The organism is Citrobacter freundii complex sp. 2024EL-00216 (assembly GCF_043945515.1).
In the GTDB taxonomy this organism is placed as follows: domain Bacteria; phylum Pseudomonadota; class Gammaproteobacteria; order Enterobacterales; family Enterobacteriaceae; genus Citrobacter; species Citrobacter portucalensis.
On sequence record NZ_JBIMRA010000003.1, the window covers coordinates 107,397 to 121,671 of the forward strand.

Below are 14,275 nucleotides of genomic sequence, written 5' to 3' on the forward strand. Positions count from 1 at the left end.
TGCGCCATCAGCACAAAAGCATTTTTAATGTTTTTATCAAACTGTCCTGCTCGAAATCGCCCTTGGCGATGTAGGCATCCGCCCCCACCTGAATCCCCCGTCGCCGGTCCTCTTCCTTCGCGCGGGACGTCACGATGATGATTGGCGTATGCTGGTAGTTTTTCTCCCCACGCAACGATTTGGTGAAGGTGAAACCATCCATAAACGGCATTTCGACATCCGTCAGTACGGCATCAAACTGGGTCAGTTTCGCTTTTTGCAGCCCCGACAGCCCGTCTTCTGCCAGAGTCACCTGATAGCCGTGCGCTTCCAGCACGTTCTTTTCTATCTCACGGGTATTCAGTGAGTCATCGACCACCAACACATGCCAGGCATCATGCGTTACGCTCGTGGCGGGCGCTGGTGTACTGGTTTGCCGTGATTGTTGCGCCATCGCCATCAGCGCGGGAACGTGCAGGATGCTGACCAGTTGGTTATCCGGTGTTTGTACCATCCCGGAGACCAGCGACTGCTGTTGCATATGCTTCGGTAACGGTTTGATCATCATCTTGCGTTCATCGAGGAGCTTATCCACTTGCAGCGCCATTTTGCTGTACTGGTTCTGCACCACGATTAATCGCTGTCCGGGCGTTGAAAAGCTGCTCTGGCGTTCATGAATGCCCAGTAAGCTACCTACGCAAACCACCGGGATAAACTCGTTATGCAAGATAATTGCAGGACGTCCGGCGATATCGCTGATCCCCTGTGGCGTGCATTCCACCACCTCAACCACATACTGCGCAGCCAGTCCAAAAAGGTGCCCCTGCTCTTCAAATTGCAAAATCCGCATCATGGTTAACGAAACAGGCAACCGCAGGTTAAAGCTGGTTCCGACTCCCGGACGGCTATAAACCTGCAAATCGCCTTGCAGGTCGGTCACCACCGTTTTGCGCACCACATCAAGACCAACACCGCGACCAGAAAGCTCGGAGACTATCTTGCTGGTCGAAAAGCCGGGATGAAAAATCAGCTCATTACATTCTTGCTCGGAGAGCTGCCCGACCATTGAAGCGGGAACAAGACCTTTACTGACCGCCTTCGCGCTGATGGCCTCATAGTTCAGACCACGGCCATCATCTTCGATACGCAGTAGTATCCCGCTGCCGTCCTGCTGAGTAGTGATGGTAATCGTGCCGCGAGTGGATTTACCGAGCGCCAGACGTTCGTCGATCTCACCAATCCCGTGATCGACGGCATTACGCAGTAGATGCGTCAGCGACTCCGAAAGCCGATCAATGAGCTGGCGGTCGATTTCCACTTCTCCGCCAACAAAGCGGCACACCACCTGCTTGTTCAGTGTGGAAGCCAGTTCGCTGACCTGCAGCGAAATGGGTTCAAACAATGTTGAAAGTGGCAGCATACGGATCCGCGCCGCCACATCGTATAGTTCAAACATCTGCAAATGCTGGAGCTGAACGCTTTCTTTTAGCTGGGCGCTAAAGTCATGGATCTGCTGGCGAAGCTGTTCAGCGCTTAATCCCGGTAACCGTGGTACCAGTTGACTCAGGTTTTGTATCTGCTGTTCCAGGCGATCATGTCCGGCGAGCACCTCCCCCAGAATGTCGATCAGTCCATCGAGCTTGTTCAGCTTTACCCGAACGAAATCCGCCTGCTTAATACCGGCATCCATGCTGGCTGGCGTCGCGGGCGCAGGGACTACCGGTTTTTCTGTTGCCCCGGCAGTTTCGACAGCCAGCGTGATATCCTCTCCCCGACTGGCGCGGGCAAGGCGTTCGCACAGCCCGGCATCCGCCGGTGGCAACTGATTATCCCCTTCGCTGACAGAAAGCTGGGTAAGCTGACCAGAAAGATACTCCACAGACTCATGAATCAGATTGCCCAGCGCCCTGTCCGGCGTCAGTTTGTTATCACGCAGTTCACTCAATACATCTTCAAGATGATGCGTGACATCGGCAATACTTTGCAGCTTCAGCATCCGCGCGCCCCCTTTCAGGGTATGCGCAGCGCGAAACATCTCACCTATCCAGGCGTCGGTATGTTCATCAGCGGAGAGGAGAAACGCCCCTTCGCTGATCGTCTGCAAATGACCTCTCCCTTCATCAATAAAGCGCAGAACGAATTTTTTCAGATCGATAGCCATAATCGCTCTTATTAGCCACTTTGGTGGGCGAATTGCGCCAGTTGATGTTCACACAAGAAACGAAACGTATTGCCTGGAAATACCATTGGCAAACGCAGACGACAAACCGAGGAAGGATTGTTTATCTCGTCGTTCAGTAACTGCATCACCACACGATAAGTCCGTTGAGCAGGCTGGTATAACTCGCTTTGCCGGTACATTTCAGCCAGATAATAGTGCGCAGGCCAGTAGCCGGGTTCCTGATAAACCACCTGTTTGAACCAGGCGATGGCCTGCTGGGTCTGGTGTTGCCACATCATCGCCAGTCCGAGCAGCATTTTGGCCTCTGCCGACCACTCATCCTGGGCGAGGATCTGCTGTGCGTTTCCGGCTGTTTGAGAAAACTCACGCTGTTCGAGGGCAATAACGCCCTGGATCAAAAGCGCATCCTGATTACGGGGATCGTCACGTAATACACAGGCGATACACTTTTCAGCTTCAGAAAAACATTTTTCATCGAGGCTGGCGCGTGCTTTCTTCAGCCAGTCATTACTCTGCTGCGCCGTGGGCACCAGAGGAACCTGTTCAACCACCGCTCTCGACTGCGGAATGCGCACCGCAACTCTGGGGACAGGCACAACCCTTGCCGCTTCACGATGATGGCAAAAATAGAAAATCCCCTCTTCCTGCTCCAGCTTCAGAATGTCGAAATTGTTAGCCAGCGTTTCCGCATTGCCAAAAAATAAGGCTCCCTGTGGTTGCAACATCTTCAGCAAATTACCGTGCAGCTCGCGACGCGTTGGCGTATCAAAATAGATGGACACATTGCGCAGCAAAATGATGTCCACTTCCGGCAGTAACTGTTCTTTTATAATGTTGGTGCGATGGAAGGAGACCTTCTCACGGATCTCATCATGCAGTCGGTAGAGGTTTCCCGAGCGGGTAAAATAGCGTTGCTGAATACTCGGGTCGACGCCACGAAACGAGTAGCTTGAATAGCAGGCGTTGCGGGCTTTTGCCAGGATTGCCGGGTCAATATCACAGCCGTAAATTTCAATGCGCTGGGCCATTCCGCCGAGGTATTTCTCATGCAGCTTGATCGCCAACGAGTAGGCTTCCTCTCCGGAAGAGCATCCGGCACTCAGAATTCGCACCGGGCCGCTGCGCTGTTGCAACAGACGCGGGATCCATTTATCGCAGATTAAATCCAGCGTATCGCTTTCACGGAAAAAATAGGTTTCGTTAATCGTAATCAGCGTGATGAAACTATCAAACTCATTCTGCGAGCTACGCAGTTGTTCATAGTATTCATAGTAATCATTGATTTTTCGCTCGGCCATTCGCCGACCCAGCGCCGTTTTCAGCAATGCTTCCATGGCGTTATCGAAGTGCAAACCGACCCGTTCTTTGATCAGGCGCGCATAGTCAGGAAGATTAGGGATCATGGCAATTTACTCTCAACATGCCCGTGGCAAGCCATCGAAAGCAGTACTGCAGCAAGACCATCCAGAGGGATCGTGCGGTGTATCAGTTGCTTGTCGATCGCGTTCTTATTCATACCGAATACCACCGAACTTTCTTCGTCCTGCGCCAGCGTTGTTCCGCCACGGCGGACAATAAGCTCAATGCCGCGGCAGCCATCGCTGCCCATGCCGGTCATAATCAGTCCGACGGCTTTTTCGCGAAACACCTCAGCCACTGACTCCAGCAACAGGTTGCAACTGGGATGGTAAACGTCGCTTTCCTGTCGTGGGATCGCCGCTAAACGCTGGTTGCTTTTGACGATCAGGTGCTGCTCCGGCGGCAATATATACACATACCCCGCTTCCACCCGATCGTCCTCCTGCGCCAGTCGCACCTTCAGATCGGTCACGCTATCCAGCCAATGCACCATATTTTTCGCGAAGCCATCGGCAATATGTTGGGCAATAAGTACCGGGCACGGGAACGTACCGGGCAGCTTCTGTAACAGTTTACTGAGCGCCTGCGGCCCGCCCGTCGAGCAGGCAATCGCCAGCACAAAAGGCCAGTCCTGTGGCGTTTTTACAACGTCTATCATCGGTCGTGCAGTGGGGATTACCGGTTCGCCTGGATAGCGTAATCCCTTGATATGTCGAATGACTTTCACACCGACCAATAATTCTACTTTACGATGCAAAGCATCCGTTGAGAGTGGTGAATCACTGCTATGGTGCAACACCGCCAACGCACCACGGGAAATGTAGTCATCATCCCATTGATTCTCTGGACAAAATCTCATGACAAGGATCGGGATTGCGCTGGTTGCCATGATCGTTTCCACGATTTCGACGTTATCGGCGCTCGAGATATCCAGCGTCAGAATCAGCAGGTCAGGCATCAGCTGTTGCAACAGTCGGATCGCCTGCCTGCGATGGGCTGCTTGCCCCACCACCTTAATGTGCGGGTGATCCTCCAGTTGCCTGACCAGCTCATTACGCGATGCGCTGCCCAGGTCGAGGATCAGCACCCGAATGTTGCTGCTATTCATGCATCTGTTTCCGTCAGTGTGAATGAGGACGAAGCCTCTTTCAGCGCTTTCGACAGTTGTGTCATATCCTGACTGACAACCAGAATGTCTTTGATAGATTGCGAGGTATAGTTACTGGCAACAACGATCTCACGTAGCGCCATGACCACCTGATTACTCGCCGTTTTCTGTTGCTGTGTTGAAAGCGATATTTGCAGCGCCGCCGTCGAGGTTTGCTCGGCCGTAACAACGATATCGTTCAGATGTTCGGCGCTGACTTTACAGGCTATTGCGCCCGCTTTAATGCTCTCGCCGCCTTTTTCCGCGTTCAGCACCAGACGATTAATCGCGTTTTGGATCTCGCTGATCTTATTTTCAATTTCAACCGTCGATTCCGTCACCGAATCCGCCAGACGGCGGATTTCAGCCGCCACAACCGAGAAACGCTTACCGGCTTCCCCGGCGCTGGCAGCTTCGAGCGCTGCGTTAAAGGCGATAAGTTTCGTCTGATCCGCGACGCTGTTAATGATCACCATCACGCGACTGATTTCCGTCGACTTATTACCAAGCATCATGATTTCACGCATATTTTGCTGATTGTCGGTATCAATATCCGTCATACGCATCAGCAATTGCGACATCGACTCGGAGCCTTTATTGCAATCCTCGAGCGTCTGGTTGGCAATATCCACAACCGCCCGTGAGTGTTCGGCTATCTGTGTCGATGAGGCAGACAGCTCTTCCATGGTGGAGGTAATTTCAGCCACTGAAGATGAGGTTTCCACGCTGGTTGATGCCTGCCCATCGACCGCTTCGGTAATATGCAAAGATGCCTGATGTACCGAATTTGCATGAGAAACCATACCGCCTACCAACGAGTGCAGACGCTGACGCATCATCTCCACCGCACTCAGCAGTTCGCCGATCTCATCGTGGTGATCGACCTGAACATCCACCGTTAAGTCGCCTTCGGCAATGGTTTGTGCAATCCCCAGGACACGGTTTAAGCGCCGGGAAATCAGGAAACGGCTGGCCACAGCAATCAGCAGTAAAATGATGGGCAGCAGCAGCGCGGTAAACAGCAGCAGACCGTTACGCACCAGATTGCTGCTCTTGGCGACATCATCAACATAGTTGGTGGTGGCGATTATCCAGTTTATCCCTTCAACGTATTCATAAACGGCAACTTTGGTCTTCGGCAATGCGCCATAACCGCTCACCCAGTTGTAGTAAGTGATGCCATTCTTGTGTTCGAGCATGTCGGCAAACAGCTTAAAACCATTGGCATCGGTAATATTAATTGCCTGCTGGTTGCTCAACGAGGGGTGGACCAACATACGACCAGGTTCAAATCCGGCATCCAGCACATAGGCGTAGCCATCTTTACCAATATGCACATTCAACAAACGCTGAATGATCGGTTGCAAACTCTGTTTGACGTCGAAACCCACCGCGACGGCCCCCACGACCTGACCATATTTGTCGGCAATCGGTTCGTAGTGACTAATAAACTGTTTACCGAACAGTGTGACCACACCGGAAAAGGGTTTATTTTTCAAAAGCAGCGGCAACGCAGGATTATCATGCCCTAGCGCTGTTGCTGTTGCTGTATTGCCTGAACTCGCCAGTAACGTACTGCTGACACGTACAAATTGCTCGCCTTGCAGAATAAACGTACTGGCAAATACGCTGGTTAATTCGGTGAAGTGCGCGTTGGTGTTCGGGTTGCTCAGCACCGCTTTTAATTCAGTAGAGTCCATATAACGCAGCGGTTTATTGGCAACGTTTTGATAATTATTAATATAAACATTGCTGTAATGTTCCGCATCACGAGTCACACGCTGAAACTCGTTAGAAATACTGTTGTGGAATATCCGCGTGTTGGTTTTAATCATCTCCAGCGCATTGACCTGCAATTCTCTGGAAAGATACGACGATAATATAAAAGAGGCGCCAATCAGCAACGTTGCGATACAAACAACCAAAATCATACCGAGCTTCATCGCCACACCGGGATGGATGTTGTGCAGCCAGGACAATAGTCGAGCGCGCGGTCCCTCACTGGTGGTATTCGCCGTTCGATTTTTTACTTTAATAATGTCACTCATGATTTTTATTCTCTACCTGAGAAGAAATTACTCTTTTTTTGGTCATCAGGAGCTAGCGCCCTGTGATTCGAGCGTGAACAGCGGCGTAGGTTTGCCAATGTGATATCCCTGTAACCAGCCCACATTCATTTTTTCCAGACAGGCCTGAATAGTGGCGTTCTCGACAAATTCAGCGACCACCTGCATTTTTTTCATTTCAGCAACGCGGCAGAATGACTCAACGATGTAGTAACTAATTTCACTTTCGGTGATCCGTCGAATAAACGAGCCATCTATTTTCAGGATATCTGCTTCGATATTCATCAAGCGCGCATGACTCGCAAACCCGGTGCCAAAGTCATCAATTGCCACCCGACATCCCAGCTGACGTATTAAACGTAGCGTTTCCACGGTTTGTTCTTTGTCTGATAACGTATCTGCTTCCGTTATTTCAAAAATAATCCGCTGTGGCTCCACCGCGTAGTCGTGCAGGAGTTGGGTGATCTTCATGACAATATTTGAACGACACACCGTCACCGGTGCCAGGTTAATAGAAAAACAATGCTGCGGGTGGTTACGCATAAATTTGAGGGTATTTTCGATAACCCAGAGATCGATATCCGGTGCCAGCCCCGCATCATGAGCAACCGGCAGGAAACTGTTCGGTGGAATAAATTCTCCCCGTTCGTTAAGCATACGGATCAATATTTCATGATACGGCGCTTCACCGTGGGTACTAACTATTGGCTGTGCCATCAGGACAAACGCATTGTTATCCAGCGCATTTTGCAGCGCAGTGCGAATTTCCGTTTTATCAACAATGTGGTTGCCAAGGATCCGGCTATGCTGCGCCTCAAGGTTTTCCGGCCTGCCGTTGGTGAGTGATAAACCCGCCACCATGCCCAGTTTCCCCACCAGCTGATAAATGTCATCACTTAGATCGTTAATCAGGCAATAGCCCAAACCACTGCGAAAACCCAACCGATGGTTGTTGTAAAAGAGACGAAAACTGTTGGCGGCCTGATACAGATCGCATAGCCGCTCCCAGGTGCCATTTTCCAGCCGAATGAGCAGATCATAACCCGCGTGGTAATAGACTTTCTCGCTTTTCACCAGATGTCTGCGCAAATGCTCAGCAAGGATCTTCTGGTAGCGGGCGCGGAAATGAAAACCATAACGACGCGAAAAAAGCTCCAGCTCGGGGATCTGTATCAGACATACAGTCGCGCGTTCAGTGGTAAATAGCTCCGTCTTCAGCGCCCGTAAATTTGCCATGCCTGTCATCGGGTCAGTCAGCCCCAGCAGCAGCGCCTGGTTAAAGCGCTGACGGGTAAATTTTGCCAGTACCCCCATGATCACAATGGTGAGTGAAAAGACAAAGATCAACGTCGAAACCAGCGCCTGATGCAGCATGAAGTTAACATCGCTGGCGATATAGCTGTCGTTATGTTTGCCTAAGATGATTAATACGATCGTCCACACCAGCATTGTGAACAAGTGGCCAATCTTGATTGCTCCCCACAACATCAACGGAAATAACAGGATCAGGCTATAGATAGAGAAAAAAACATCCAAATTATCCGGTGATGTTAAGAAGAACATCAGAAAAAACAGCAAGATGCACCATGATATAACGCCGTAGACGCCGATATTGCCTTTACACTGTTCAGCAATGGCCCGCAGAAAGGTCAGCAGGAAAGACGGTCGACGAATGATGCGGTAAATCTTGTAAAATAAAGGGATCCCCGTCAAGCAACCGTTGATGATCCCCTGAATACGTACCAGCATGCCCAGACTCAACGCCGGAATGTTATCCACATCGGGGCGTTGTCCGTGGGCGACAAACATTGCAAAGAGTTTGCTGAACACCAGATACAGCAGGACGTTGTAGCCACAAAGCCAGAGCAGACGATTAAAGCTAATTTTGATGCGACCAAAGCTAACGCAGCTGCGTCTGCCGGTGAATTTGCGGTACGCGGCATAACTTAAGGTCGACGCGATGATCAGGCACAACGCATCTACCCGTTCATTTTGCGGACCGACCACAAACATGACCGTCAGGAACAGAAGAAACCCCGGCAACACCCGAAAACCGAACAAGACCAATGCGGCAGAAAATACGGCTAGCTTGAGATCGTAAACTGTTAAAATAGTATTATTGAGAATGCTATAACCGTTAAGATATTGTGCCAGCGGGTAAAAAAGGCCAGGTAAGACAAGTGGCAGGCACCATTCCCGAATGTTTTTTATCGTGTTTGAATTTATTATTGCGTCCAAATCAATTTATCCGCTATGCACTATACCAATAGGACTTTAATCCAGACTCGAATGTCACAAACAAATCCTTTTGGGTCAGCCGATGAACCATAGCAAAATTGTCAACATTGACCGCGCACTGAGAAAATAAAATAAGGTTCTATAATGAAGAGAGCATGTTATTCATATCAAATCAGGAAATAAATACCCATTTATAGACAAAAATGGACATCCGGTGGGGATGAAATCACTAAAATGCCTGTCAAAAAAACTGCTAATTCATTGATGTTTAGTAAAAAACAAAAAATCCTTTGTCAGTTTCCCAACACCTCCAACCAGTGCGTATAAAAAATCTTCTCAAGCACCATGAATGTCAACATTAATATCCTGAAAGGGGCATTCAGAAAATGTATTTTTATGTACACTTTTGCCTATTGACGAAAAGGGCAGCGTTATCTATATTCGCATACCGTTATTTTTGTCATTACTCACCATGGTTCAATGTTAGTTATTTGTTACGTCATTAAGTTTCACATCTTTCATCTACTTATTTGCAACAATAATATTCCATCAAGTAATAACAGAAATTAATTTTAGTATCGAATAATCTTTTCAGGAATTAACATAATCCGTGGCAAAGTCTCTGTTTTCCCTTAAAGCAATAAAAGGGTGGCAACATTCAATCACTGGCAAAATAACGCAATTCTTGCTGGCGGGTATCGTTATTGCGTTTAGTGCTGGCGCGTTTACCAACTGGAGCCTGATAGATAACTTTTCTTATCAGCAGTGGGTACAGCGGGCTGAAGCGAATGCACAGATTATGACCTACATCATCCGCAACGTGTATACCACCGTTTCGGTCGAAACCAGCGACGCAGGGCAGATATCCCGCATTGTCTCCGACAGACAGATTGGTGACACCGACTCTATTATGCAAACCGGTTATAACCCGGTTGACGTTCTGGCACTGGCTTCAGTACAGACCCATAGCCCCACCTGGTTGTTTCTGTATACGCCGGAGAAAGGGTTTGTTGGCATCAACAACAAGTCAGAAGAGGGTGAAGGGATCATCTCTTTCCCCGGTCGTCTGCCGCGCGATGTGCTGGGTAACTACTATGTTGGCTTCGCCCAAATTAATGGCGAAGAGTGCTTTATCAGCGCCGTTCCTATTTTGACGCCTTCAGGTGAGATCCTCGGTAGCCTGATTAGCAGCATTGGAAAAAAAAGCGATCTCTACGCCACCTACGATGCGATGCTGAAAAAAAGCAGTATCATTTTTGTTCTGATTTTGCTGGTAACGCTGGCACTGGTCACGATGTTTATGCGCCGTTTATTCCGTCCGGTTCCGCTGCTGATTAACTCCCTTACCCGCATCGCCCATGAAGAGACGGACTGTATAACGCCCTATCTTGATCAGGACGATGAGATTGGACATCTGGCCGGGGCGATTGAAAAATTGCGCGTCGCCATGAAAGAACGCGGCTATCTGCAACGAATGCATGAAATGTCGCAAAAGATGGAGCATATGGCCCATCATGATTCACTGACCGGATTGCCCAACCGCGTTTCGTTTGGCCAGGCGTTAGATAAACGCGTCAGTGAAATCCATCAGGACGAAAAACCATTTAACCTGCTGTTGATTGACCTCGACAACTTCAAACCAGTAAACGACACCTTTGGTCATAAAGCGGGCGATGAGCTGTTAATCAGCGTTGCCCAGCGCCTGCGCAGCTCTTGCTGGGACCTAACGATATCGCAGCGCGTCTGGGCGGTGATGAATTCGCCATTCTGCAACATGTCAGCGATAACGCCATCAAAGAAGCGAATCGGCTGGCGAAGCGGATTATTCGTGCGCTGAGCACCCCGTTTACCTGGAGTACGCATACTTTTTCCATCAGCTGCAGTATCGGTATCACCACCGCGCCGTATCAGGGCAATAATACCTCGACGTTGATGATCAATGCCGACCTTGCCATGTACGCCTCAAAACATCATGGCCGGGGTTGCTTCCATTTCTTCGAAGACGGCATGGTGATGAAGCATACCCACAGCCTGTTTATTAATCAGGAAATCATCGATGGTATTGATAACAAGGAATTCGAGCTTCATTACCAGCCAATCATCAATCTGGAAGATGAAAGCGTATATGGCTACGAATCGCTGATACGCTGGAATCATCCCACCAAGGGTCTGATTTACCCTGATTATTTTATCAACATCGCCGAGAACTCCGGTCTGATTGTCCGTTTGGGCGAATGGATTATTCGTCAGTCCTGTGAAGCCGCTGCCAAATGGCCGGAGCGTATCAGGGTAGCCGTCAATATATCGGCCTACCAACTGCACAGCCCAGGACTGGTTGACGTTATCAAAGATGCGTTACGCATCAGTCAACTTTCAGCCGAACGTCTTGAAATAGAAATTACCGAATCCGAAAAGCTGGATAAGTCGATTGCCTTGCCCGTGCTGCAAGAGATCCGCTCACTGGGCATTGAAATCGCGATGGATGATTTAGGCACCGGCTACGCGGCGCTGGATTATCTGCTGATCTATCCTTTCACTCGCATCAAGATTGCGCGCACGCTGGTCGATAAGCTCCAGCAAGATAATGCCAGTCAGTATTTGATTGTGATGCTGATTCAGTTTGCCCATAAGTACAATATGTCGGTCACCGCTGAAGGGGTAGAAACCGCGCAGCAGCGTGACATTCTGCGCGACATTGAGTGCCAGAATGTTCAGGGCTATTTCTTTAGCTATCCGCTGCGCGAGCGTGAAGTGCTTTCCGCATTTGCCAAAGAGGTCATTGAAGAAGGACTGTGCAATGTCTGACTTCTTTCGCCAGGTAAAGCGCATGCTGACGATTTTTGCCCTGTTAATAGTTTCAGCAACGCCATGCTTAGCAGGCTCAGCCCTGCCGTTGCACACGCTGGAGCAAATCGCCAGCAAGAAAAGCATTACCCTTGGTTATCAGGATGATGCGTTTCCTTTCTCCTGGCAGAATGGCAACGTACCTGCCGGCTATTCCATTGATATTTGCAACAGTATCGTCAGCGCGCTCAAGACAAAACTTCAGCTTAAAAACCTGAAGGTTGAGTGGGTAAAAGCTAACTCGGCATCGCAGTTTGTCCTGATTAAAAATCACATGGCAGACATCATGTGTATCCCGGCCTTTTATTCGAAAAGTCGCCACAGCATTAGCGAGTTCTCGCTTCCGTTTTATTTTTCAAGTACCCGCTTCGTCATGCGTAAAAATGAAAGCAACGACAATCTGGCAGAGCTTTCCGGACATAGCGTACTGGTAAAAAGCGGCACGATTTACGTTGAGCAACTGCAAAAAGTGAATGCCGCCAATGACCTGGATATTAATATTCAACTCGATACCAACAACATTACCGCCTTCAATGAACTGAAGAATGGTGAGTATTCTGCACTGATCTCCAGTACGGTTTTACTCAAAGGGATGATCGCGCAAACGCCTAATCCTGGAGACTATAAACTTTCCGACATTGCGCTCAGCGCCCCGCTACCGGCCGGCTTGTTACTCCCGTTACACGATAAAGAATTTAAAGAATTTGTTGATGACACTCTCTCCTCGCTGATGGCCAGCAACGAATTTACTGCGCTGTACAATAAATGGTTTCAGTCACCGATTCCGCCGAAAGCCATTAATTTAAACATTCCCATGTCAGATAACCTGAAAGCATTAACGTCTGCTAAAAAGAAGATCAGTTTTGATTATGAAAAATATAATTAATCGTGAGATGACAAGGGTGAACCGCATAGTGCAATGGCTGTTTTTACTGGCAGGCATCGGTATCACCCCCGCGCTGATGGCGCAGCAGAACGCCGCGACGCTCGATCATATTCAGAACAGCAGCGTGCTCAACGTGGGTTATCGCCAGCTGCCACCGTTTTCTTTTACTGACCACAATGGCAAAGTCACGGGTTATACCATCGCGGTATGTAACATGATTGCCGATAAGTTGCGCCAGTATTTGAAGCTCAACAGCTTAACCATTCATTATATCCCCGTGAATTTTGCCGAACGTTTCTCCGCATTAAACACACGGAAAATAGATATGGACTGTGGTGTAAATACTAACGCACCGGAGCGGACCTCCAGCGTTTCATTTTCGCTCAACTACTATACCGCGAAAATGCGCATCATCTCTTTGCGTAAAAATAATATAAATTCAATTGCCGATCTAAAAGGACGCACGGTAAGTCTGACCGGTAGCTCTAAAGATTTGCTGGAATTTAATAAAGCCAACAGAGAGCAACACCTTAATATTTCAACGATTACCACCACCACTATAAACGGCGCATTTGAGAAAATGGCGCATAATGAATCCGCCGCTTTCTTTGTCGATGACATTCTGGCCTGGCCGCTGATTAATCATAGCGAGCAACCTGAACTGTTCAGCGTCTCTTCTGAGAGCATCGGCAATGAGATGCACTATGCCATTATGATGAGGAAAAACGATCCGCAGTTTGTGACGTTTGTTGACAGTACGCTGACAGATTTTTTTGCCTCGCCGGCCAACGTGCAATTACGTAAAAAGTGGTTGTCCCCTTGGTCCTGCGAAAAGATGAAAAACCCGTCACCGGGCAGTTGCCAGCATAGCCATTGAACATTATCCGCCGCTGCTTACGCCACCGCCTGCTACGCCTGTGGAAAATCCCCGGGGCGCTGCTGCTATTGCTGTCAGTCCATTCGCTACGCGCGGCCTGGGATTTTGCCAATATTCAACAAAAGTCCGATGCGCTATATGGCCCGGCAACACCAGAAGCACAGCAACGGATCCACGCCTGGCAACAGCTTCTGCTCCAGTTGCGTAATGCTGACGAGCAAACGCAATTACGCGCCGTAAACCAATTCTTTAACGAGAAGATCCGCTATACCGAAGATATTGATGTCTGGCATAACGTCGATTACTGGGCGACCCCTATCGAGTCGCTGCGCAAAGGTGAGGCGGATTGTGAAGACTACGCAATCGCCAAATATTTCACCCTCCGCCAGTTGGGCGTGTCAGAAGACAAACTTCGCATCACCTACGTTAAAGCCCTGCGTTTAAATCGCGCGCATATGGTGCTCACCTGGTACGCCACCCCTGGGGCGATTCCTCTGGTGCTCGACAGCCTGACCAGCACCATTTCGCCTGCTACGCAGCGCATGGACTTATTACCCGTCTACTCCTTTAACAACACTGGCCTTTGGCTTCCCGGCAATCAAAACAATAAACGCGTTGGGGACAGCAAGAGGCTTTCTCGCTGGCAGCAAGTTTTCACCAAAATGCGGGAAGAAGGCTTCCCGATGGATAAATAGGA

General features: G+C 49.3%; 10 protein-coding genes. 5 read left to right on the forward strand and 5 right to left on the reverse strand.

The genetic code is table 11. The features are described 5' to 3' along the window. Positions 1-7: 7 nt before the first annotated feature. The 5 genes from ACHHZ7_RS04920 to ACHHZ7_RS04940 are packed head-to-tail and all read right to left on the reverse strand — an operon-like array spanning position 8 to position 8,971. Positions 8-2,140, reverse strand: coding sequence for a response regulator (locus ACHHZ7_RS04920; protein WP_032944774.1), 2,133 nt, complete (start codon positions 2,138-2,140; stop codon positions 8-10). An 11-nt stretch (positions 2,141-2,151) separates the two neighbouring features. Further along, positions 2,152-3,564: a protein-glutamate O-methyltransferase CheR gene (locus ACHHZ7_RS04925; RefSeq protein ID WP_032944776.1), complete on the reverse strand. Its 1,413-nt coding sequence runs from the start codon at positions 3,562-3,564 to the stop codon at positions 2,152-2,154. Further along, positions 3,561-4,628, reverse strand: coding sequence for a chemotaxis protein CheB (locus ACHHZ7_RS04930; protein WP_032944778.1), 1,068 nt, complete (start codon positions 4,626-4,628; stop codon positions 3,561-3,563). Before ACHHZ7_RS04930 ends, ACHHZ7_RS04925 begins: the two co-directional genes overlap by 4 nt. Further along, positions 4,625-6,715, reverse strand: coding sequence for a Cache 3/Cache 2 fusion domain-containing protein (locus ACHHZ7_RS04935; RefSeq protein WP_032944781.1), 2,091 nt, complete (start codon positions 6,713-6,715; stop codon positions 4,625-4,627). The genes ACHHZ7_RS04930 and ACHHZ7_RS04935 overlap by 4 nt, the downstream gene beginning before the upstream one ends. 45 nt (positions 6,716-6,760) lie before the next feature. Then, positions 6,761-8,971 (reverse strand): EAL domain-containing protein, encoded by a 2,211-nt coding sequence (locus ACHHZ7_RS04940; RefSeq protein ID WP_008785653.1) that lies wholly within the window; start codon positions 8,969-8,971, stop codon positions 6,761-6,763. Positions 8,972-9,581: 610 nt separating this feature from the next. Between ACHHZ7_RS04940 and ACHHZ7_RS04945 the strand changes: the two genes are divergently transcribed. From ACHHZ7_RS04945 to lapG, 5 genes are read left to right on the forward strand one after another with little or no spacing between them, the layout of a single operon-like run. Then, positions 9,582-10,808: a diguanylate cyclase domain-containing protein gene (locus ACHHZ7_RS04945; RefSeq protein WP_395148698.1), complete on the forward strand. Its 1,227-nt coding sequence runs from the start codon at positions 9,582-9,584 to the stop codon at positions 10,806-10,808. Beyond that, entirely contained in the window at positions 10,739-11,776 is a 1,038-nt protein-coding gene (locus ACHHZ7_RS04950) for a putative bifunctional diguanylate cyclase/phosphodiesterase (RefSeq protein WP_395148769.1), read from the forward strand. The genes ACHHZ7_RS04945 and ACHHZ7_RS04950 overlap by 70 nt, the downstream gene beginning before the upstream one ends. Next, a complete protein-coding gene (locus tag ACHHZ7_RS04955; protein ID WP_048236654.1) occupies positions 11,769-12,701 on the forward strand; it encodes an amino acid ABC transporter substrate-binding protein in 933 nt (310 codons plus the stop codon). The genes ACHHZ7_RS04950 and ACHHZ7_RS04955 overlap by 8 nt, the downstream gene beginning before the upstream one ends. A gap of 7 nt (positions 12,702-12,708) precedes the next feature. Beyond that, positions 12,709-13,578, forward strand: coding sequence for a transporter substrate-binding domain-containing protein (locus tag ACHHZ7_RS04960; RefSeq protein WP_223849080.1), 870 nt, complete (start codon positions 12,709-12,711; stop codon positions 13,576-13,578). 2 nt (positions 13,579-13,580) lie between these two features. Further along, a complete protein-coding gene (gene lapG / locus ACHHZ7_RS04965) occupies positions 13,581-14,273 on the forward strand; it encodes a cysteine protease LapG (protein WP_032941747.1) in 693 nt (230 codons plus the stop codon). The last annotated feature ends 2 nt before the right edge of the window (positions 14,274-14,275 follow it).

Bases quoted from the DNA above. Each gene is read 5' to 3' on its own strand.
- ACHHZ7_RS04925 (WP_032944776.1), bottom strand. From the start codon at position 3,564: ATGATCCCTAATCTTCCTGACTATGCGCGCCTGATCAAAGAACGGGTC.
- ACHHZ7_RS04930 (WP_032944778.1), bottom strand. From the start codon at position 4,628: ATGAATAGCAGCAACATTCGGGTGCTGATCCTCGACCTGGGCAGCGCA.
- ACHHZ7_RS04935 (WP_032944781.1), bottom strand. From the start codon at position 6,715: ATGAGTGACATTATTAAAGTAAAAAATCGAACGGCGAATACCACCAGT.
- ACHHZ7_RS04960 (WP_223849080.1), top strand. From the start codon at position 12,709: ATGACAAGGGTGAACCGCATAGTGCAATGGCTGTTTTTACTGGCAGGC.
- ACHHZ7_RS04920 (WP_032944774.1), bottom strand. From the start codon at position 2,140: ATGGCTATCGATCTGAAAAAATTCGTTCTGCGCTTTATTGATGAAGGG.
- ACHHZ7_RS04955 (WP_048236654.1), top strand. From the start codon at position 11,769: ATGTCTGACTTCTTTCGCCAGGTAAAGCGCATGCTGACGATTTTTGCC.